Source organism: Chrysosporum bergii ANA360D (genome assembly GCF_029891735.1).
GTDB classification, from domain to species: Bacteria; Cyanobacteriota; Cyanobacteriia; order Cyanobacteriales; family Nostocaceae; genus Umezakia; species Umezakia bergii.
In genome coordinates this window covers 43,192-62,796 of the sequence record NZ_JANQDH010000025.1, presented here as the reverse complement: position 1 = coordinate 62,796, position 19,605 = coordinate 43,192, and the positions used below count along the sequence as shown (strand labels likewise).

The 19,605-nt window shown below is 40.3% G+C and carries 20 protein-coding genes and 1 pseudogene; 8 read left to right on the top strand and 13 right to left on the bottom strand.

The features are described from left to right. The coding region (locus tag NWP17_RS04095) for an RNA-guided endonuclease InsQ/TnpB family protein (protein WP_280653642.1) at positions 1–715 on the bottom strand (715 nt) is incomplete at its 3' end. 37 nt (positions 716–752) lie between these two features. Here NWP17_RS04095 and NWP17_RS04090 point away from each other — a divergent pair. Next, a pseudogene (locus tag NWP17_RS04090) lies at positions 753–863 on the top strand (Uma2 family endonuclease); the annotation flags it as partial. A 104-nt stretch (positions 864–967) separates the two neighbouring features. Here NWP17_RS04090 and tsaB read toward each other — a convergent pair. Further along, entirely contained in the window at positions 968–1,627 is a 660-nt protein-coding gene (gene tsaB / locus NWP17_RS04085; protein ID WP_280653640.1) for a tRNA (adenosine(37)-N6)-threonylcarbamoyltransferase complex dimerization subunit type 1 TsaB, read from the bottom strand. A gap of 124 nt (positions 1,628–1,751) precedes the next feature. Then, positions 1,752–2,000, bottom strand: a complete 249-nt coding sequence (locus NWP17_RS04080; protein WP_280653639.1) for a Ycf34 family protein — start codon at positions 1,998–2,000, stop codon at positions 1,752–1,754. Between the two features lie 91 nt (positions 2,001–2,091). Here NWP17_RS04080 and NWP17_RS04075 point away from each other — a divergent pair, with 91 nt between their 5' ends. From NWP17_RS04075 to NWP17_RS04065, 3 genes are all read left to right on the top strand, one after another. Next, positions 2,092–3,363: a tRNA nucleotidyltransferase/poly(A) polymerase-related protein gene (locus NWP17_RS04075; RefSeq protein ID WP_425332638.1), complete on the top strand. Its 1,272-nt coding sequence runs from the start codon at positions 2,092–2,094 to the stop codon at positions 3,361–3,363. Between the two features lie 754 nt (positions 3,364–4,117). After that, complete coding sequence (locus NWP17_RS04070) at positions 4,118–4,828, top strand: LabA-like NYN domain-containing protein (RefSeq protein ID WP_280653637.1); 711 nt, start codon at positions 4,118–4,120, stop codon at positions 4,826–4,828. Between the two features lie 397 nt (positions 4,829–5,225). Beyond that, positions 5,226–5,555, top strand: a complete 330-nt coding sequence (locus NWP17_RS04065) for a hypothetical protein (protein WP_280653636.1) — start codon at positions 5,226–5,228, stop codon at positions 5,553–5,555. Positions 5,556–5,657: 102 nt separating this feature from the next. On the opposite strand, the gene NWP17_RS04060 is transcribed toward NWP17_RS04065, so the two are convergent. Then, complete coding sequence (locus tag NWP17_RS04060) at positions 5,658–6,164, bottom strand: ureidoglycolate lyase (RefSeq protein WP_280653634.1); 507 nt, start codon at positions 6,162–6,164, stop codon at positions 5,658–5,660. A 73-nt stretch (positions 6,165–6,237) separates the two neighbouring features. Here NWP17_RS04060 and holA point away from each other — a divergent pair, with 73 nt between their 5' ends. Continuing rightward, on the top strand, positions 6,238–7,233 hold the full coding sequence (gene holA, locus NWP17_RS04055; RefSeq protein WP_280653633.1) for a DNA polymerase III subunit delta: 996 nt from the start codon (positions 6,238–6,240) through the stop codon (positions 7,231–7,233). 101 nt (positions 7,234–7,334) lie between these two features. Beyond that, positions 7,335–7,829, top strand: a complete 495-nt coding sequence (locus NWP17_RS04050; protein ID WP_280653632.1) for a DUF4168 domain-containing protein — start codon at positions 7,335–7,337, stop codon at positions 7,827–7,829. A 63-nt stretch (positions 7,830–7,892) separates the two neighbouring features. Here the strand turns inward: NWP17_RS04050 and lipB are convergent, their stop codons facing one another. Beyond that, the gene (lipB, locus tag NWP17_RS04045; protein WP_280653631.1) at positions 7,893–8,558 is read right to left on the bottom strand and encodes a lipoyl(octanoyl) transferase LipB; all 666 of its coding nucleotides are present in this window, start codon (positions 8,556–8,558) and stop codon (positions 7,893–7,895) included. Positions 8,559–8,950: 392 nt separating this feature from the next. Between lipB and hpf the strand changes: the two genes are divergently transcribed. Beyond that, on the top strand, positions 8,951–9,559 hold the full coding sequence (gene hpf / locus NWP17_RS04040) for a ribosome hibernation-promoting factor, HPF/YfiA family (RefSeq protein ID WP_280653630.1): 609 nt from the start codon (positions 8,951–8,953) through the stop codon (positions 9,557–9,559). Positions 9,560–9,641: 82 nt separating this feature from the next. Here the strand turns inward: hpf and NWP17_RS04035 are convergent, their stop codons facing one another. The 4 genes from NWP17_RS04035 to NWP17_RS04020 form a co-directional block, all read right to left on the bottom strand. Then, positions 9,642–10,097: a peroxiredoxin gene (locus NWP17_RS04035; RefSeq protein ID WP_280653629.1), complete on the bottom strand. Its 456-nt coding sequence runs from the start codon at positions 10,095–10,097 to the stop codon at positions 9,642–9,644. A 31-nt stretch (positions 10,098–10,128) separates the two neighbouring features. Next, on the bottom strand, positions 10,129–12,060 hold the full coding sequence (locus NWP17_RS04030) for an ABC-F family ATP-binding cassette domain-containing protein (RefSeq protein WP_280653628.1): 1,932 nt from the start codon (positions 12,058–12,060) through the stop codon (positions 10,129–10,131). Positions 12,061–12,168: 108 nt separating this feature from the next. Beyond that, a complete protein-coding gene (locus NWP17_RS04025; protein ID WP_280653627.1) occupies positions 12,169–12,585 on the bottom strand; it encodes a DUF1824 family protein in 417 nt (138 codons plus the stop codon). 83 nt (positions 12,586–12,668) lie between these two features. Continuing rightward, complete coding sequence (locus NWP17_RS04020; RefSeq protein ID WP_280653626.1) at positions 12,669–13,514, bottom strand: prohibitin family protein; 846 nt, start codon at positions 13,512–13,514, stop codon at positions 12,669–12,671. 213 nt (positions 13,515–13,727) lie between these two features. Here NWP17_RS04020 and ccmS point away from each other — a divergent pair, with 213 nt between their 5' ends. Beyond that, a complete protein-coding gene (ccmS, locus tag NWP17_RS04015) occupies positions 13,728–14,156 on the top strand; it encodes a beta-carboxysome assembly chaperone CcmS (protein WP_280653641.1) in 429 nt (142 codons plus the stop codon). On the opposite strand, the gene NWP17_RS04010 is transcribed toward ccmS, so the two are convergent. The 4 genes from NWP17_RS04010 to NWP17_RS03995 all read right to left on the bottom strand — a co-directional run bounded on the left by NWP17_RS04010 (position 14,153) and on the right by NWP17_RS03995 (position 19,587). Further along, positions 14,153–15,376, bottom strand: coding sequence for a DUF790 family protein (locus NWP17_RS04010; RefSeq protein WP_280653625.1), 1,224 nt, complete (start codon positions 15,374–15,376; stop codon positions 14,153–14,155). The genes ccmS and NWP17_RS04010 overlap by 4 nt on opposite strands. Next, positions 15,306–16,892, bottom strand: a complete 1,587-nt coding sequence (locus NWP17_RS04005) for a DEAD/DEAH box helicase family protein (RefSeq protein WP_280653624.1) — start codon at positions 16,890–16,892, stop codon at positions 15,306–15,308. Before NWP17_RS04005 ends, NWP17_RS04010 begins: the two co-directional genes overlap by 71 nt. A 70-nt stretch (positions 16,893–16,962) precedes the next feature. Further along, on the bottom strand, positions 16,963–18,228 hold the full coding sequence (locus NWP17_RS04000) for an RNA-guided endonuclease InsQ/TnpB family protein (RefSeq protein ID WP_280653623.1): 1,266 nt from the start codon (positions 18,226–18,228) through the stop codon (positions 16,963–16,965). A 174-nt stretch (positions 18,229–18,402) separates the two neighbouring features. Continuing rightward, entirely contained in the window at positions 18,403–19,587 is a 1,185-nt protein-coding gene (locus NWP17_RS03995; protein WP_280653622.1) for a cysteine desulfurase family protein, read from the bottom strand. Positions 19,588–19,605: the final 18 nt, after the last annotated feature.

Below are 19,605 nucleotides of genomic sequence, written 5' to 3'. Positions count from 1 at the left end.
GTAGTTTAGCTATCTTTATGCGAGTATTGTTTCTTCTTTTTGAGTCTTTTTGTTGACGCGCTAATTTTCTCTGCCACTTACGAATCTTCCGGTCATGTTTTGAGTAGCTAGGGCTTAAAACTTTTTCTCCATTGCTCATTGCCGCAAAAGTTTTTAGTCCCAAATCAATACCTATGCTTTGGTTTTTGGCAACAGTAATATTGGGTTCAACTTCTACAACGAAGCTAAGAAAATAACGGTTAGCGCTATCCTTAATCACTGTAACTGAGCTAGGTTGAGATGGTAGGTCTCTTGACCAAATGGGTTTGATATTCCCAATTTTGGCTAGGTAGACTACTCCATCTTTTATCGAAAACCCCTGCTTAGTAAACTCTGCTGATTGTGAGTTGGTTTTCTTTTTAAATCTAGGGATCCCAACCTTTTTACCTTTTCTCTTGCTTTTAAGGGAATTGAAAAAGTTTTTGTAAGCAGCATCTAAATGCCTAAGAGACTGTTGTAATGGCACTGAAGGAACATCAGATAGCCATTTTCTTTCTTCAGTCTTTTTAGCTTGGGTTAACATCGCTGAGAGTTTGTTGTACCCTGGCAGCTTTTCAGATTGCTTACAGAAATGTAGCGCATCATTCCAGACAACCCTTACACAACCATACAACCGAGCTAAACTCTGTTGCTGTTGGTCTGTGGGGTAAAATCTGTACTGATATCTAGCTTTCATGCTTTGTGCTAACATTAGTCTGTTGCTAACATAGTCAAAAGGTAAATTTGGCTATCGTCACAAATTAATTTTGTTGCCTAATGAGTCAGTTAATTTACCTGTTTTATCTAATTCAGTCCTGGATTTATCTAAGGTGTTTCCGGGATGAGGAATCATACTTTAAAATCATACTTTAATTTTTGATAACAAAGTTAGGGTTTGCTTAAAACATAATTAATAAGAATAATTAATAAAAATAATTAATAAAAATAATTAATTTTGTACCGGATGCTGCCCATAATATGGTAGAGCCTCGAACCAATCAGGATGTTTACCTTGTTGCCAGTCTAAATAAGCTAGTGCTAAAATACTGTTAACAGTTGCAGCTAAACCAGATGTGGCCTTAATTAATTGATATTCACCCTGATAACTAGCCAAGGTTTCTTGCCATGCTTCCGGTGTAAACACAGTTTCCGGTAACAAGGCCTTGATGCTCTTGTGATTAGCAGATATTTGGTATATGGCGGCAAACACTTTTCCTCGTTGTCCTGGCATTTCTACCGCCACTACCGCCGGGGTTGGTGGATTTTTGGCTTTTTCTGCCCAAGCCACTGCTGCTAAAGTAGAAATAGCAAATACGGGGATATTTAACTGTTGTCCCAAGGTGCGGGCAATAACAACACCAATACGAGTACCTGTAAAACCACCTGGTCCTTTAGCTACGGCAATAAAGGCTATATCTCTCCAAGTTTGGGGTTTGATAAATTCTATTAAATACTGATGTACGTAACTAGATAAATCGTGCCCCAAATCCCAAATATGAGAGCGAGCTTCACCAGCAAAATTACTAATAGCCAGCCCCAGTTCGGGAGTGGTGGTATGTAAGGATAAAGCGTATTTTCCGGCTGCAAACTGTTCTAGTTCCTGAGTCAAGGTTAATTAAAAAATGTATTGAGTAGGTGGGCGTAAATCAAAGTGTTTACTTTTATATCAAATTTACGACTACTACGGCAAATAGTAGTAGCCGCCTTCAATATAAAACAATAATTATCTTTGATCACGTGGGTACTAGTTCACCAGGGCGTAATTTTGACCATTTACCCATTTCTTGCTTAAAGCTGAGACAACCGACAACATCCCATTCCATTTCAATCACATCCTCTTTGGTACGGATATTAACATTAATGGAGGGTTGATTGGGGTCAAAGATGGGATTTTCTGTTAAGTGCGGCTGTTGATGCTGTGCTTCTACGGCATGGTAGGTTTGACAACTATCTACATAGTGGCAGTTCACACAAATACACATAATAGAACTGACTCCAAAAACCTTGCTTTATTGTTAATGTAGCTTAGAGCCACAACTTTGATCACTAGTTGTTGGGTTGATTTTTATGACAATGCGCGGTTCAATACATCCTACTTTACTTCCCGAAAATTGGCCTTTTAGCTGGGAATGGTTACCGCAACCTGCCTATATGGTGGGTGGTGCAGTGCGGGATGCCCTTTTGGGTAGAACTCGTGAATATTGGGATCTAGATTTTGTGATTCCATCTGATGCGGTAAAGGTAGCCCAGTCCATCGCTCGTCACTATCATGTTGGTTTTGTCCTCCTTGACCCCCAAAGGCAAATTGCCCGTGTGGTATTTCCCCAAGCTACAGTGGATTTTGCCCAACAGGAAGGAGAGAGTTTAGAGGCTGATTTGGGTAGAAGAGACTTTACCATTAACGCGATCGCTTATAATCCCCATAGCCAAGAAATCATCGACCCCTTACAAGGGCGTGCTGATTTAGAACGTGGTATAATAAAAATGGTGTCACCTGCCAATCTCCAAGATGACCCCCTGCGATTAATGCGGGCATACCGTCAAGCTGCCCAACTGAATTTTACCATTGAAGCAACTACCCAAGCCACAATTCAAAGTTTAGCATCACACATCACACAAGTTGCCCCTGAACGAGTGCGGGTAGAAATTAATTATTTACTAGCAAATTCTCTGGGCACCTTTTGGCTGATTAAAGCAGCAGAAAATAATTTACTTGCGCCTTTCTTCCCCAACGCCACCCCCCAAAGCTGGGAAAAACTCCCCCTGGCGGACACAATAGCGGGTTTAATTGCTGGAAATTGGCCGCAACTGAGTTTAGAACTACAACAGTGTGTACGCCACACGGTGAAAACTACTTGGTTAGGTGTTACTAAACTCGCTTGTCTGGTTAATTGTCAACCAGAAGTTGCCAGACAAGAGTTAAAAGCATTAACCTATAGTGATGCCGAAGTTAAAGCTGTTACTACTGCTCTCAGACTGCTACCGAAACTTAAATCAGATAATATGTCTGTACGAGAGCAGTATTTTTTCTTTCAAGAAGTGGGAAATGTATTTCCGGCTACTGTGGTTTTAGCCTTAGTAGATGACACTTTGGTATCGGCTATGTCTGGTGACAGTTTGCTAACTGTCTACACACTGTTGATTAGCCGCTACCTGAACCCTAATGATCTGGTTGCCCATCCCACTAAACTAGTCAGTGGTGATGAACTTATCATAGCATTAAATATTTCACCTTCTCCAAAATTAGGACAATTATTAACAGAAATTGCCGTAGCTCAAGCTGAGGAAAAAATTTCCACTCCAGAAGAAGCGATCGCCTTGGCGCAGCAGTTATTGGTAGACTAAGCATTTTTACTTATCATTTTTCTTGGGTGTTGATGATGTTTTGATATCTGTAAAGCTATTAACTATCAGCGTAAACTATCTTCACAAAATTTCCCTAATATGATATCTCTATTTGGCAATTTGGCACATTTTTTCATAGTGGGGTTGGTATTGTGATGGGCGCGAATATCTTTGTGCGACGACACCAACTTGCTTGCAGAACCCCTCAGTTAGCTGTATGGCTGCTGGGGGTCTTTTTTTGATTTTTTATGGTCATTCAGTATAAAATATCTTGTGTGAATATGGGCTGATGGTCAAGGGATCTCAGAGACAGCAGAGTTAATGGAAAAATCTACAAACATTTTTAGTTCTAAATATCACCAGGTCAATATACAAAGATTGGCTTAATGAAGGATTTTTGAATAGAGATGTACAATAGAAATATGTGCCAAAGGCTCACCTTTACTTCTATCCTCACAGCAAGCTGCTTTCACCCAAGTTATTGCTTCCTGAGTTCAACTTATGGGGATGAGAAGCAGGTAATGAATAGCCTGCTTATAGCAGTGGAAAGATTGCGTAAAACCAGCCCTGACAAAAGTTAATAGTTTTTTGGGGCGTTATATTTGGGAATCTCTACAATTACCAAAAATTTACTGTATTGGCGGCTAAATGGTATCTTTATTTACGCCGTGCTGTACTAGGATGATTCATCCGCAAAATGACCTATTGACAATTTAGCCAAGAGCATTTCCAGATTTAAAATCTAGAGGAGTCAATGAGTAGTACTAATTTTACCAAAGCAGAAAATGTCTATCAACGCCCGGAGGAAGAACCTAATTTACCAAGAAAAAACTTGATAAACAATAGTACCAAAGATGGAAATCTTCAGAAACGACAGCCTTTATCTTATAGTTCCTCCTTCAAAGATAAAAATCGTGGTCGAGTAGCCATTTTTATTGATGGGGTAAGTCTATTTCAGACAGCTTTACAACTGGGTATTGAAATCGACTATCTAAAATTGCTTTGTCATTTAACTGGGGGTTCTCGGTTGTTGCGTGCTTTCTTTTACACTGCTGTAGATACATCAAAACCAAATGCTACACGTTCTCGCGCTAATGAAAAGCAACAAGGTTTTTTGTTTTGGATGCGTCGTAATGGTTACCGTGTAGTTAGCAAAGAAGTTCAGCTAACAGACCATAGCAAAAAACACAATTTGAATGTAGAAATTGCTGTAGATATGATTACTTTAGCTCCTTATTATGACACAGCAATCTTAGTTAGTGGAGATGGAGATTTAGCTTATGCTGTTAATGCTGTGACCAGTACTGGTTCTCGCGTTGAAGTTGTGAGTTTACGCACTATGACCAGTGATAGTTTGATTGATGTCGCTGACGAATTTCTTGACCTTGATCGAATTAAACAGTACATTCAGAAAGATTCCCATCTTGGCTATAGTTATCGGGCGCTTTCCAATTCTAAGCTGTAAGTTTACATAGAAGGAATTACTCTGCGTATTTTTTGCCCATTCTGGCCCATTGATAATAGTAATTGTTGTATATCGGTTTACTAGGGGTTAAACCCCTGCGACAATGACCACCAGGATGAATTAAGGTAAATAAGTCTAATTAAAAATTTGTCATAATTGCCACCAATTCAATTTTGAGCTTCAATAATGAAAAGAAGACCAACTATGGGAGTAACTTAAACCGATAACTGTGTCGCACTAAGTCTATGGCTGAACGGATATCAAGAAATTTGCTGCGTTCATATTTATGAATTAAAGAATATTAGGGTAACATCAGAAAGAAAACAATCCAAATAATTACACATATCTGGATTACTGAGGGAAAAAATTGTACAATTAATCATAAGGAGTGTGAAAAATGAATCAGATGCAATTAACTTTACTGATTAGCTATTTCCTGATGACCTGCTATTTTTTCACCAATTGGCTCAAATTTTCACTGCGTCATCCTACGGATAGTCCAGAAGATAAATTTTTATCTTTTGTGATGTTTGTTATCACCACTATTTTCTGGCCTGTAATTGTTGTCATGTGTTTATGGGAAATAATCAATAAACGTCAAATAGAATTTAGGACTGTAATTCCAGTCATGTTAGCTATGTTTGCCGTCAGTGTTTCATATTATTTTAGTTATTTATATACCAGGGGTTTTTGTGAGCAAAATTTATTCTGTTTATTTCCATCTTAATTAACTTAATTATAGCGAATTTTGCCCAATCGAGCTACATCATTAGCGGGCAAGATGCCCGCCGCAATACAAGACGATAATTTACATTTGTATCTCACGCGTTTAAGAAATGCTATGGCTGATCTCAAACTCTAATTTATGGCTTTTGATAAAATCATGGGTGAAATGATCCACTATATTAGTATCGGCAAGTTCTAAATTATAAAAATCTACTACCTCATACTCAAAATACGGACCTGCGTGCCAAGTACCCTGATTTAGTTTGATAAAGCAGTTTCCGGGGATGCGGAAAGCAGCAATTTCTTCTAAGATGGGTTCACTCAAATGATTATGAGGAGGACAAACGGCAATTAACCAATCTTTTCCCGCCAAAGAACCTAAACATTGAGTACATTGCAGATGACGGGTAATTTTAGCAAACTTGCGTCCGCGCTGTTGTAGCCGCATAATATAAAATCGTGGTGTGCCATTTTGTAAGTTTAATTGGGCATCTTCTACGTCAAAGTTTTTACCATCTTCACAAGCAAAGATTACTTGTCCATAAGGGCGGAAATTTTCTGGTGTTATCCATTTAGCGGGTAACTGTTGCACTGTTTGTAATGTACTCATCATTCTGACTGCTGATATTTATATTAGTATGTGGCTAATTCTAGGATATAATCTTCTTCTATTAATTGAATCTATGCCAATTTATTTATACTGGGGAGAGGATGATTTTGCTATGGAAAAAGCAGTTACCACCCTGCGCGATCGCATCCTTGATCCTCTCTGGACTAGTTTTAATTATACATCCCTATCCCCCGATCAAGCTGATGCAGCAATTACGGGTTTAAACCAAGTTATGACACCACCCTTTGGCGCTGGGGGGAGGTTGGTATGGCTGGTCAATACTAACCTATGTCAGCAATGTCCAGAAAATGTCTTAGCAGAACTAACGCGAACTGTATCAGTGATTCCCGATAACTCCTGGTTATTACTCACCACCCGCAACAAACCAGACGAACGCCTGAAATCAACAAAATTACTGAAAAAATGCGCCGATGAATTTCGGGAATTTCCTCTCGTCCCCCCCTGGAAAACAGAATTACTGGTGGAGTCTGTTAATCAAGTTGCTCAAGTCATGGGAGTGAAATTGACTTCCCAGGGTGCAGAAATTTTAGCCGAAGCTGTGGGCAATGATACAAGGCTTCTCTACAATGAAATGGAAAAACTACGGCTTTACGCATCTGATAGAAATAAGCCATTAGACGTAGATACCATTACCCAATTAGTCAGAAATACTACTCAAAATAGTTTACAATTGGCAGCAGCAATTAGAATGGGAGATACGGCTAAAGCCTTATCCATTTTAGCTGATCTGATCACTGCGGCAGAACCGGGATTGAGGATAGTAGCTACTCTCATAGGTCAATTTCGTACCTGGTTGTTGGTGAAGGCTGCTATGGAAAGCGGGGAACGCAATCCTCAAGATATAGCCAAATTAGCCGAAGTTAATAACCCAAAACGGATTTACTTTTTGCAGCAAGAAGTCAAATCGCTTTCTATGCAGCAACTAATTTCCTGTCTACCACTACTACTAGAGTTAGAAGTTAGCCTCAAACAAGGGGCTACAGAAGTATCTACACTTCAAACTAAAGTTATACAACTTTGCCAAGTATGCCAAGGAAGTAGATATTAAATATAAAAACTTAATTTACAAACAGTTTTCTGGAACTTCTGAATCTTAAAATAATTCAATATATTAGACTATTCCCACTATACTTCTGTGTTTTTCACGGTATGAAAACTCTTCCTACTTTATTATTTTCCAGTAGCCGACTACATAGATTTCCCCGTCAGGTATTTTGCGGGATTCTGGCCACTGCTAGTTTAGTCACCAGCAGTATGTTTTTAGATTCCCAAACTAATGCCCAAACACCCATCATCAACAATCAAGTTAATAATACTGATATTATCAGCTACGCCCAAGCTGTTTTGGCAATGGAAACACCACGTCAACAGGCATTTGATGAAATTAAAAAACTCATTGGGGGTGGAGAGATACCTAAAATTATTTGCAGCGATGCCAATAGTATTAATAGTCTACCACGTCAGGTCAAAGACATTGCAATAACTTACTGTGAAAACTCAAAAAAAATAGTTGAAGATAATGGTTTGACTATTGATCGGTTTAATACAATTACTATCGAGCTACAAAACAACAATAATTTAAAACGACAGGTTTACAACACATTGATCCGCTTGCAAAAGTCTCCGGAATCTCGGGAGAAATAACTCTCAACTCCTAGTATAATTATACCGGAAGATATAATTTTTGCCAAACTCCCTGAAAAATGGCTACGCCTCCACTAATTCCACCCCGAACACTTCCGCAAAACACCGGGCTATATGAGGACGTACCTCTTCACAGGTAATACCGGGTATCCACTGGGCTAAACTGCCTACGGGTTTGTCAGCAATGCCACAGGGGATAATCTGTTGAAACCCTGACATATCAGGACAAACATTTAAGGCAAAGCCGTGCATGGTAATCCAACGGCTAACTTTAATGCCGATGGCTGCAACTTTTCGCCCTTGCAACCAAACACCCGTAAAACCGGGAAGGCGATCGCCTGACAACCTATACACTGCCAATACCTGAATTAATACTTCTTCCAGTTGACGTAAATACCAATGCAGGTCTTGACGATAATATCGCAAATTTAAAATTGGATATCCCACCACTTGACCCGGGCAATGGTACGTCACTTCACCACCACGTTCAACTGTGTGAACATCGAATTTAGTTTGATTCAGGTCAAATTGGAGGAATTCCGGATTGCTTCCCTGTCCCAAAGTATAGACAGGGGGATGCTCTAGCAAGATTAACACATCATGGAGATTAGGGTAATGAATACGGTCGTTTACAAGCGATCGCTGCCATAACCAACCATCAGTGTATGGTATTAATCCTGGGTTAAATAAATAACATTTTCTGGTTTGTGTTTCCTGTCCAGGGGTCATGCCACAAATTAACTAATTGATTGAGCAAATATATTTCCAATTACAGGGCTTGGGTCAAGAAATGTCAAGCTATGCAAAGGATCATAACGGAACGTCAACAGAAGCTGCATTGGGGAATACAAAATGCTAGGTTGAATATATAACCTCAATGGTGTTAGGAGGAACTCTCTGCAACAAGCATCACGCCAAACACAATCAGAACTAATGCACTGGCTGATAGTTTTCAATCATTGTTTACATCTCGAACTGGATCAAGCATCTAACCGAGAGAAAACCCATAAGCAGTACATTAAATTTGTTCAAAATTTGTTTTGGCGGTAGTGAAAGACCTTACCGCAAATTCTTCTCATACAAAACAAATTCACATTAAATACATCAGTGGGAGAGTTTACATGAAGCTTGTGATCCACGGCAAAAACATCGACATCACCGATGCAATTCGGGACTATGTACATCAAAAAATTGAAAAAGCAGTCAATCATTTTCAAAATATCACTCATGAGGTAGATGTACATTTGAGCGTAGCTCGTAATCCTCGCATTACGCCTAAGCAAGCGGCTGAAGTCACAATTTATGCCAATGGGAATGTTATCCGTGCTGAAGAAAGCAGCGAAAACTTATATGCCAGCATTGACTTAGTGGCAGATAAAATAGCCCGTCAACTACGTAAATATAAAGAAAGACTCCAAGATAAAAAAACTAATGCCCTACCAACTAATCAAGTATTAGTTCCCGAACCAGTGGCCGCAGATTTAATCGGCGATCGCACTCCCGAACTGCCCAATGAGGTTGTGCGCACAAAGTATTTTTCCATGCCACCCATGACCCTAACAGAAGCCACACAACAACTGCAATTAGTAGGACACGACTTTTATATGTTCCGCAACTGTGACACTGGCGAAATCAATGTGATTTACGAACGTAACCACGGGGGTTATGGTGTAATTCAACCCCGCAATGGTAACGGTCATACCAACGGTAAGAATGGGAAGGAATTTTAGATTTTAGATTTTAGATTTTAGATTTTGGATTTTTGAACGCTTGTAGATACCCCATTATCCCCCTTAAACAGGGGGAGTTGGGTTAATGTAACTTTTGTATGGTTTTCAAGGCTTCCTCAACGTGACCTTGAAAATTAAGCATGGAGTCAAATACGTATTGGACAACGCCTTGTTTGTCAAGCACATAAGTTACACGACCAGGGATCAGACCAAAAGCCATGGTTGCGCCATATTGCTTACGGACTTGATCATCTTTGTCACTCAAGAGAACAAAAGGCAAATTGTACTTAGCAGCAAACTTTTGGTGAGATTCCTTAGAGTCACCGCTAACACCAATTACTTCCGCACCGGCAGTTTTAAAAACTTCGTACTGATCACGGAAAGCACATGATTCAGCCGTACATCCTGGTGTGTCGTCCTTGGGATAAAAGTAAAGGACAACAGCTTTTTGTCCCCGAAAATCTCGGAGGCTGACTGTGGAACCGTTTTGGGCTGGTAAGGTGAAATCAGGAGCAATATCCCCAACTTTGACTGGCATATGATTTTCCTAGGGTTTTGTTAAGATTTTGTTAAGAGTCCATCTCTGCTAATTCTAACCAGCGTTCTGTAGCTACATCAATAGATTGCTTGAGAGTTTCCACTTGTTGGTAGAGTTGCTGTACTTGGCTGTAATTCCCAGAGGGGACATTAATTAACGCTGCTTCTGCTGCTGCTTTCTCGGTTTCTAACTGAGCAATTTTTTCTTCTAACTCCTCAAATTCCCGCTTTTCCCAGTTGGATAGTCTGCGACGCTTTTTATTTTCCGTGCTTGCAGATGAACTGGTAACTTTTGGATCTAGTTGTAATTTTTCCTTGGTATTGGCGGCTGGCTGTTGTTTTTCTGCTGCTTCTTCTGCTTGTTTGTAATCTAGATAAACTGAGTAATTACCAGGATATTGTCGCAGATTACCGCCTTCTTCTAGGGCAAAAATAGAGTCAACAGTGCGATCTAAAAAATAGCGATCGTGAGAAACTATAATTACACACCCTGTAAAATCTTCTAAATATTCCTCTAGCACTGCCAATGTCTGTACATCTAAATCGTTAGTCGGTTCATCTAAAATCAATACATTGGGAGCGCTAATCAAAATTCGCAGCAAAAATAAACGGCGTTTTTCTCCCCCAGATAATTTATAAATTGGTGCATACTGCTGATTTCCCGGAAACAAAAATCGCTCCAACATTTGGGAAGCAGAAATTTGAGTACCATCAGCAATTTTGACAAATTCCCCTTCTTCTTTGATGTAGTCAATCACGCGCTGATTTTCGTCTACAGCTGTGAGTAAGTCTTGGGAATGTTGGTCAAAATAACCGATGTGAATTGTAGCACCAATTTCCACAGTACCGGAATCTGGCTGCACCCGCCCAATAATCATATCCATTAACGTAGATTTACCAGTCCCATTACCGCCAATAATACCAATGCGGTCTTCTGGACTAAATCTGTGGGTGAAATCTTTAATTAAGGTGCGTCCATGATACCCTTTGGAGATATGATTTAATTCTATAACTTTCTTGCCAATACGACGGCTTACAGTGGAAATATCAACTTTACCCTGAGCTTGTTTAAACTCAGTTCCCTGCATGGCTTGAATACGTTGAATTCGGGCTTTTTGTTTGGTGCTTCTGGCTTTTGGTCCCCGTTTTAACCATTCTAACTCTCGACGCAATACCCCCTGATGCTTACGTTGGCTACTCATGGCCGATTCTTCAGCTAAAGCTTTTTTTTCCAGGTAATATGAATAATTACCTGTGTAGGTGTAGATATCCCCTCGGTCAATTTCAATGATACGGTTGGTAACTTGATCAAGAAAATAGCGATCATGAGTTATGAGCAACAGTGCGCCGCGAAAGCGACTTAAATAACTTTGTAACCATTCTACAGAAAGGGCATCCAGATGGTTAGTAGGCTCATCCATGAGTAAAACATCTGGTTCTGATAACAAAGCGGTTGCCAAGGCGATGCGTTTGCGATAACCTCCTGACAAAGTACCGATCACAGCCTCAAAGTCAGAAATGCCTAACTTACTCAAAATAATTTTAGCGTTGGTTTCCAGTTCCCATGCGCCGGTAGTTTCCATGCGTTGCATGACCCCAGCCAATCGGGACATCAACTGACTATCTTCTGGAGAGTGTACCATTTGCTGAGAGAGTTGTTCATACTCACGCAGTAAGGCTAAATGTTCGCCACTGTCTGCGAAAATTTGTTCTAAAACGGTGCGCTGATCATCTAAGTCTGGCTGTTGGGGTAAGTAAATTACTTTTGCACCAGAACTAAAGGTAATTTGTCCACTATCAATTGGTTCTAGTCCGGCAATCATTTTTAATAGGGTTGATTTACCGGAACCGTTGGTACCAATTAAGCCTACTTTATCAGTAGCATCTAGGCTAAAACTGGCATTTTTTAAAATTTCCTTGATGCCAAAGTCTTTTTTAACGCATTGTAGTGTAATAATACTCATAAAAATTAGTCATTGGTCATTGCTGGTTGGTCATTGGTGGTGAGTTATTTCACCATGGGTTTGGTAAGTTATGATCTTCTGATGGGAATGCTCTGAGACTGGCGAATTTTACACAAACAAATCTAGGGGTAAATGTCCGTACATTTCGTTGATTCCTCCCTCACGGTAAGACTGGCAGGAAATTAATACTCCTCGGTGATGTCCTGCATAGGAGTCAAGATAACATAAGCCGTTTTTGCCATTTAATTTAATATAAACTGGCCCCTCTGGTGTAGCTAAATTTTTGGGGGCTTCATAACCAAAAGCATAAGAGTAAGTTCTCATTGCCAGTATTCCTTCCTCTGCTGTATCAGCACAAATGCCTAATATTTGGTAATCACAAATACTACTTACCAAAGTTAGAGCTAGTCGCACTAAAGCTTTTTCTGAGGGTTTAAGGATAGGTGCTATGTCTAGGCAATTAAATTTGTTGAGAATTTTTTTGGCTTCCGAGACTGTGAGATTCTGAGGATTGGGAGTTGACATAAATTAGTTTCTTATGTTCTGAGTTTTGCTGGTGTGTTTGAGGTGGGTATAGCCCACCCCATTGGCATTATTGACCTAAATTATCATTGGTCGGAAACATTCCCTAGGTTGAAAATAAAAGGTACACTGCTTTTGGATTCACCACCCATAACGAGAACTCTGGGCATTTGAGCGCCGCCAGTTTTCCAAGCCTCAATGGCTTCTTTTTGCAGAACTAACTGTCCCCCTTGGGCTTTGAGAGTTTCTGCTAATAGCCTTTGAGCCTCTGCTTTACCTTTAGCACGATTGACTTCTGCTTGTGCTTCTTGTTCCGCTTCTCGTGCTACGTAAACGGCTCTTTGAGCGCGTTGTTCGGCTATTTGTTTTTCTTCTACAGCCCTGGCAAACTCCGGTGAAAAAGTCAAGTCAACTACACTAGTGTCTAAAACTATTATCCCATATTTAGCCAAGCGATCGCCCAAAGCAAAATCAAAGTCTTCTTTTAATTCGCTGCGTTTGGTAATTGCTTCTTCTACTGTTCTTCTGGCTGCTGCTATTTTAAATGCTTCCTGTGTTTGGGGAGCAATGATTTTTGAGACAATATTTGCTAGACTTCCTTGTTTTCTTCTCACATCAACTATTTGTATAGGATCAAGGCGGAAGTTAATCGCAAATCTCGCTGACAAGGTTTGTAAATCTTTAGTGGAACTTTCAGCTGGTACTTCAAACTTTTGTACTGTCACATCATATACATCAACTACTGAAATGACAGGGGGTTTAATGTGAAAACCCTCTAGTAGCGCACCATCTCTAGCTTTACCTAAGATGCTGATCACTCCTGCTTCTCCTGGGTTGATAATCACAAAGGAATTTAATCCCACAATGACGACCAGTGCTAACACAATGCCTACAATTGTAGTTTGCCAATTCCCTAGTTGCTGATTTTTCAAGGTTCTATCTCCTTTTACATCTTTTAGGTAACTCCTGTACTATGGTGACACGTTCCCTGCTCATCTACCGAAGAATTAGACTACAAAAAAGTATCTCGAAAGCGATCGCTTTATTCGGAGGTTCATTTTTAGGAAGGGTTGATGCTAGTCTCTAGGGTGTCCAAAGTGGGTTAAGATCAGTCTCACGCAGAGGCGCAGAGACACAGAGAGAGGATCATGTTTGGAAGTAGTCAGCCTGTTTCGGGGAATAGCAAGTGGCGTGGACAGTTGGATAGGTTTGTTAAGGAAAATCAGCGTCATCTGGCGGCTTTGTTTTGGGGTTTGTGGTTAGCTAATGGTAATGGTCAAGGTACTGTGGGTATTGATTTACAACCAAGCCCCCATTTTGTCTATTGTCCTCAAAAGGCTATAGAAGATTTAAATGAGAGGGTGGAAAGTCGGCTTCAGGAAGTTTTGGGAATTATTGATCATCAGAACCCTGAATTGGAAGTGGTGATGATTGCTATTGGTCAGGGGGAAATTAAGTTGATTCAATTTGCGCCTGAACCTCCTCCGGCGGTTTGTTTTCAGGATGTGGGGAAGGATGTTGATGAGTTGTTAGATTTGTTGGAGGCGAGAATGGGTGAGGTGGACTTTTTTTAATTCTCTTCTTCAAGGACTTCTAATACGGATTTTGGTAATAGTTTATCTTTAAACCAAACAATTTTGGCGGGGACGTTATCTAATTTAACTCCCGCTTTTTCTAGGTTTAATCTTTGGGAGATAGCTAAAATTAAATTCTCACATCCAGAACGGCGCACTTGATAAAACTTTTTCTGTAAATATTCTGGTCGCCAATAACCAACTATTTCTAATAAAAAGTCACGCCCGTCAGGATGTATTAACCGAAAATCAGGGATCATCACACTACCGGGAATTGGCACTAAGTTTACTTCTCTCTCCAGTACCCAGTCGGTTTTTATTGTTTCCCACTTATCCACAAATGATGATTCTAACATACTATCATAAGGTTTACCTTTAGAATAGTGAGAAACTAAACCACATTCTGAATTGAGAGTAAATCTTCCCATTTGCCAAGCTCTGGTGTAGGGGTCACGGGTTTGTAGGGTAGCTGAAAGACTCCATTTGGTGACATGAAGTAAAGCCGGAATTAATTTAGCGATCGCCAGCCCATATCTTGTACTAGAATGAAATAAGCTCGTTGGACCATCAATGGTAATTGTAAACCCGTGGTCAGCATCCCCCTCAATATAAGCCATTAATTGAAACAACTTTAAATAACGAAACAATAGTTTATATTCCCCTGGTACATTGCGATGGGCATTTAAAGTTAATTGACTAGCTTTATAAAAAATTCCCTGCACCTGGGACAAATTATATCTATTTAACAAATCCACCGCACCCGGTGCATCAAAATTAGTCAAAATTTTATTTTCAGCTAAATCAGCATATAAACCATCACGCACTTGTTCTAACAAAACCTCACGTTCTAGCTCCTGACTCAACTCATCAGCAACTTTACCTAAAATAACTCCACTAGATTCCCGACTGGGAGCCGACTTAGCCGCCAAAGCAAACACCCGCTCCCTTAACATTGACGGTTCAAGAGGACTTACCACTTCAAAAGTACAAAAACTACTTTTCAGAATATAAGCCAACCCCCGCTTCACCCGATAATCTGTTGCATCACCTTCCAAATCTAAAAGTTGACGTTCCAGTTCGCCCAGAGTCTTACCCTTAGCCGCTTCAAAACAACTAATCAACTCATTCCCCAACTGCAAATTATTCCGATCAATCTTCAGTCTCCTGGGAATTATCTCCTCTCCGTTTTGACGATGACTCAGTAAATCCGTTGGTAACATTTCCCTGTTTACCTAAATAACTAACTTCTAACTCTTCCGCAGCCTTGGGAGTTCTACCCTTCTTCCCACCCCCATAAACCACCTGCAAATTCCCCAACTTTTCCCTTTTATCTTCGCGTTCTTCGCCTCTTTGCGGTTCGTTTCTCTTCTCTGTTCCTCGTCGTCGCGCCGAAGTCCCCTCCTCACTAGTATCCTCAGCCACAACCTCATACAAAATCGCTTGTTTATCAGCAACATTTCCCTTTCTTAACACTCTACCCAAACGCTGGATATACTCCCTAGTAGAACCGGTTCCCGACAAAATAATGGCCACAGAAGCAGCTGGTACATCAACCCCCTCATTCAACACATGAGAAGCTATCAAAGTATTATATTCACCCAGGCGAAACTTAGTTAAAATTTCATGACGTTCTTTCACAGGGGTTTGATGGGTAATAGCCGGAATTAATAATTGTTGAGAAATATTATAAACAGTCGTATTATCAGCAGTAAAAATCAAAATCCTGGCGGGGAAGTGTTCCGCTAATAAATTAACCAAAACTCGCAACTTGCCATCAGTACCTAGAGCAATATTTTTAGCTTCCCGATGTGCTAACATTGCCCTTCTTCCTGCTGGCGATCGCCCACTCATTTTCACAAACATTTGCCAACCTTGAATACTCCCCAAAGAAATTTTAGATTGGCGTAAGAAATCATTGCGGGTTTGAATTAATTGATTATATCTTTCCCGCTCTTGCTGTGATAATTTTACCTTAATTTGGACAACTTCGTGTTTTGCCAAAGCACCACCCGCTAAATCCTCAGCCCGTTTGCGATAGACTTGTGGACCAATGAGGATATTTAAATCAGCGTGTTTCCCATCAGTACGTTCTGGCGTGGCTGACAATCCTAAACGATAGGGGGCGATGGCATATTCAGCAATCACCCGGCTAAAATCTGTGGGTAAATGATGACATTCGTCAAAAATAATCAAACCATAGAGATTTCCCAAGGTTTCTGCATGAATGGCAGCACTATCATAAGTTGCTACTAAAATAGGCGTGCGATCGCGTGAACCACCCCCCAATAAACCCACTTCAGCATCAGGAAACGCCGCCACTAAATGAGCATACCACTGATGCATCAAATCCAAAGTAGGAACCACAATTAAGGTACTGCGGGGTGTGGACTGTATGGCCATTTGTGCTAAATAAGTCTTCCCGGCTGCGGTAGGTAGCACTACAACCCCCTGTCTTCCCCCCAGTTTCCAGGCTGTTAAGGCCTCGGTTTGATGGGGATAAGGTTCCATTTGCAAACTGGGAATTAAATCCACAGGATAAAAAGCCTTGGCTTCATCAATAAAGTAAACATCTTCCCCTTGCAGTGCTTCCACCACATCCCGATACTTCAAAGCTGGAATCCGAAATTTTTCTACTCTATCATCCCATGTAGCATAGTCCATCCAAGCCTTACCCCGTGGTGGTGGATGCAAAATTAATGTACCGCGATCAAATGTTAAGGTAGGGGTGCGAGCCATTAAGAACCTGATTTGTACTTGTTCACGTTTAATTACTAATAACGCAAAATGTTGATACTCCCCACGGCTTTTAGCCGGGGGATTCTTGAATAGTCCACAAACGAACCTTCAACGGTGCTATCAAAGACACCCTACTGATTCCACTTAGGTCTAGACCTAGCTTTATCCCTACTTTGACTAAAATATTAGCTGCTCCGTTAGCATCAGCATTTAATAAAATATTTTTGGCTGTTTTGAACAACCCACGATTAACACGTTTTCCTGATGATTGCCACCCGTCCGGTTTTGCACGAAATGTAGGTAGCACATCACCATCTAAAAATGAAGCTTTTGAGGTATATGATTCTTCTGTTTCTACAAATTGAATTTCATATTGTTTGCACAATTGCGCAATACGGTTTTTTAGTTTAGCAGACGGAATTTGAACGAATTTTTGATTATTTACTTTCCCCATATCAGCATTGTCTTTTTGCTTTTTATTCCATCCAAATACAATTGTACCGATATTGTTATTTAGGCAATGATTAATTACTAATCTTGCAGCTTTATTGATGGCATCCCTGGTTTGTCGATTGCGTTTTTCAGTTATGTGGGCTAATTTCTCATTCCAAAATCCTTGAGTTTTATTCTCTTTGATGGTAGCAATTCGCTTGTTGTACCATTGATTCATTGATTTTAAATGTTTCCCATCAATAATAAAACTTGTTCCCACATTAGAAACGCAAGTTAACCAATTGTTTATGCCATGGTCTATCCCTAATGCTCTAGACTTATCTAGATTAACTGCAATATCAGGTTGCTTGTACACATATTCGATGTAAAAACATTTGTTTCTTGGTAAAATCCTCAACTCTTTAATGCTTTTAAACTCAAGATTTGACGGCATTGGCAAGTAAAAAGCATCTAATCCAAACCACGTTTTTACTTTAGTGCCAAGGGGAAACCTTAAAAGCCTTTCCTTGAGTTTAACATCTGCTTTTGGATAAGTAACTAAAGCTAGTCCACCTTTCCGATATCCGGGAAGCCTGGGACGTTGACCAACTGTTCCTTCTTTAATTCTTTTAAGTAATCCAATGAATGACTTAAAAGATTCTGCAACTGTAGTTAAGCATTGTTGAGCAACGTGTGAATACATTGCCTGAAAATGGATGTTGCTTTTCAATAATTTATGCAAATCGTATTTTCCAGGTATCCTGCCAGTTTTAAAATACAACTGCCTTGCATAATAAGTTCCGCAATTAGCAAGTTTAGCTGATTCTCCACACAAAAATTCTAGAATAGCAGCTAAATTTTTATCAGGATTGATTAAGTGTTGTTGGCATCCGTAATTAGACATTTTAGTGAGTAATATTTCTGTTTGATTTATATTCTTGACTCATACAATTATTATACAGGAGTGTCCTGTATAATACTGTAAAGCTTTAATAAACATTAGATAAATTATTTTATACAATTTTGAATGTGGCTAAAGCCAATCAATCGCTTTAATGCGACTAAAGTCGCTATCGAATTATCCCCGTGTCTGAAGCCAGGGGCTTGCGTCTCGTTTTATGGTCAGTCTCTGCAAAACTTGCTTAAACACCATGGCCGCCCAATCTACATCAGCTTCCGTAGTATCACGCCCCAAGGTAAAACGAATTCCTCCCAAGGCGGCCGATTCTGGATAACCCATTGCTAGAAGTATGGGACTAGGGCTAAGTTTACCACTGTGACAGGCAGAACCAGCACTGATACCAATGCCGGCTAAATTCATGTGTCGCACTAAAGCTTTACCAGTGACTTTTTTACCATCGGCCTGTTGTAAACAAAAACTGACATGGTGCGGTAAACGCTGTTGTAAATCGCCTGTGGGAATTAAACCAGGAATATTGGCTAAGTGAGCAAACAAGCGATCGCGTAAATTAATTAAACGGGGTGTTTCACTGGGTAATTCAGCTGCGGCTAATTGTGCTGCGATTCCCAAACCGGCGATAACGGGTACAGCTTGAGTACCAGAACGCAGTCCCATTTCTTGTCCTCCACCAGCCAGCAGAGGTACTAATTCTACACCAGGACGCACATACAGCGCCCCAGCGCCTTGTGGTCCATATATTTTATGACTGGAAATGCTGAGTAAATCCACTGACAATTTCTCTACATCCATGGGTAAACGTCCCGCCACTTGGACTGCATCTGTGTGAAATAACGCTCCATGCTGGTGGGTAATATTTCCTAGTTCTGCAATTGGTTGTACTGTACCTATTTCACTTTGTCCATAAATGATGGAAACTAACACAGTGTTATCTTGCAAAGCTGCCTGTAAATCCAGGGGATTAACTCTACCTTGGTGATCCACACCCAAGCGGGTCACTTCCCAACCCCACATCTCCAATAACCGCGCTGGTTCAGAAATAGCAGAATGTTCAACCTGAGAAATAATTATATGTTGAGGTACAGTGTACAACCGAGCAACACCCATTACAGCTAAATTATTGGACTCAGTACCACCGCCAGTAAAAATAATAGATTCTGGATTAGCCGCATGAATTAATTCTGCCACTTGGATTCTTGCTTGTTCGATAATTGTCGCTGCCCGTTGTCCCCACTCATGTAAACTAGAGGGGTTGCCCCATTGTTGATGCAGGGCTGCTTGCATAGCAGCTATGGCTTCTGGGCGAGTTGGAGTAGTGGCGCTGTAGTCTAAATATACTTGCATATGATTGATAATATTATA

What these genes read in the sequence shown, in the direction of transcription:
- NWP17_RS04060 (WP_280653634.1), bottom strand. Translation starts at nt 6,164, where the DNA reads ATGAGTACATTACAAACAGTGCAACAGTTACCCGCTAAATGGATAACA.
- NWP17_RS04000 (WP_280653623.1), bottom strand. Translation starts at nt 18,228, where the DNA reads ATGTCTAATTACGGATGCCAACAACACTTAATCAATCCTGATAAAAAT.
- NWP17_RS04030 (WP_280653628.1), bottom strand. Translation starts at nt 12,060, where the DNA reads ATGAGTATTATTACACTACAATGCGTTAAAAAAGACTTTGGCATCAAG.
- NWP17_RS04065 (WP_280653636.1), top strand. Translation starts at nt 5,226, where the DNA reads ATGAATCAGATGCAATTAACTTTACTGATTAGCTATTTCCTGATGACC.
- NWP17_RS03995 (WP_280653622.1), bottom strand. Translation starts at nt 19,587, where the DNA reads ATGCAAGTATATTTAGACTACAGCGCCACTACTCCAACTCGCCCAGAA.
- lipB (WP_280653631.1), bottom strand. Translation starts at nt 8,558, where the DNA reads ATGACCCCTGGACAGGAAACACAAACCAGAAAATGTTATTTATTTAAC.
- NWP17_RS04005 (WP_280653624.1), bottom strand. Translation starts at nt 16,892, where the DNA reads ATGGCTCGCACCCCTACCTTAACATTTGATCGCGGTACATTAATTTTG.
- holA (WP_280653633.1), top strand. Translation starts at nt 6,238, where the DNA reads ATGCCAATTTATTTATACTGGGGAGAGGATGATTTTGCTATGGAAAAA.
- NWP17_RS04070 (WP_280653637.1), top strand. Translation starts at nt 4,118, where the DNA reads ATGAGTAGTACTAATTTTACCAAAGCAGAAAATGTCTATCAACGCCCG.
- NWP17_RS04035 (WP_280653629.1), bottom strand. Translation starts at nt 10,097, where the DNA reads ATGCCAGTCAAAGTTGGGGATATTGCTCCTGATTTCACCTTACCAGCC.
- NWP17_RS04080 (WP_280653639.1), bottom strand. Translation starts at nt 2,000, where the DNA reads ATGTGTATTTGTGTGAACTGCCACTATGTAGATAGTTGTCAAACCTAC.
- NWP17_RS04075 (WP_425332638.1), top strand. Translation starts at nt 2,092, where the DNA reads ATGCGCGGTTCAATACATCCTACTTTACTTCCCGAAAATTGGCCTTTT.
- hpf (WP_280653630.1), top strand. Translation starts at nt 8,951, where the DNA reads ATGAAGCTTGTGATCCACGGCAAAAACATCGACATCACCGATGCAATT.
- NWP17_RS04010 (WP_280653625.1), bottom strand. Translation starts at nt 15,376, where the DNA reads ATGTTACCAACGGATTTACTGAGTCATCGTCAAAACGGAGAGGAGATA.
- NWP17_RS04050 (WP_280653632.1), top strand. Translation starts at nt 7,335, where the DNA reads ATGAAAACTCTTCCTACTTTATTATTTTCCAGTAGCCGACTACATAGA.
- NWP17_RS04025 (WP_280653627.1), bottom strand. Translation starts at nt 12,585, where the DNA reads ATGTCAACTCCCAATCCTCAGAATCTCACAGTCTCGGAAGCCAAAAAA.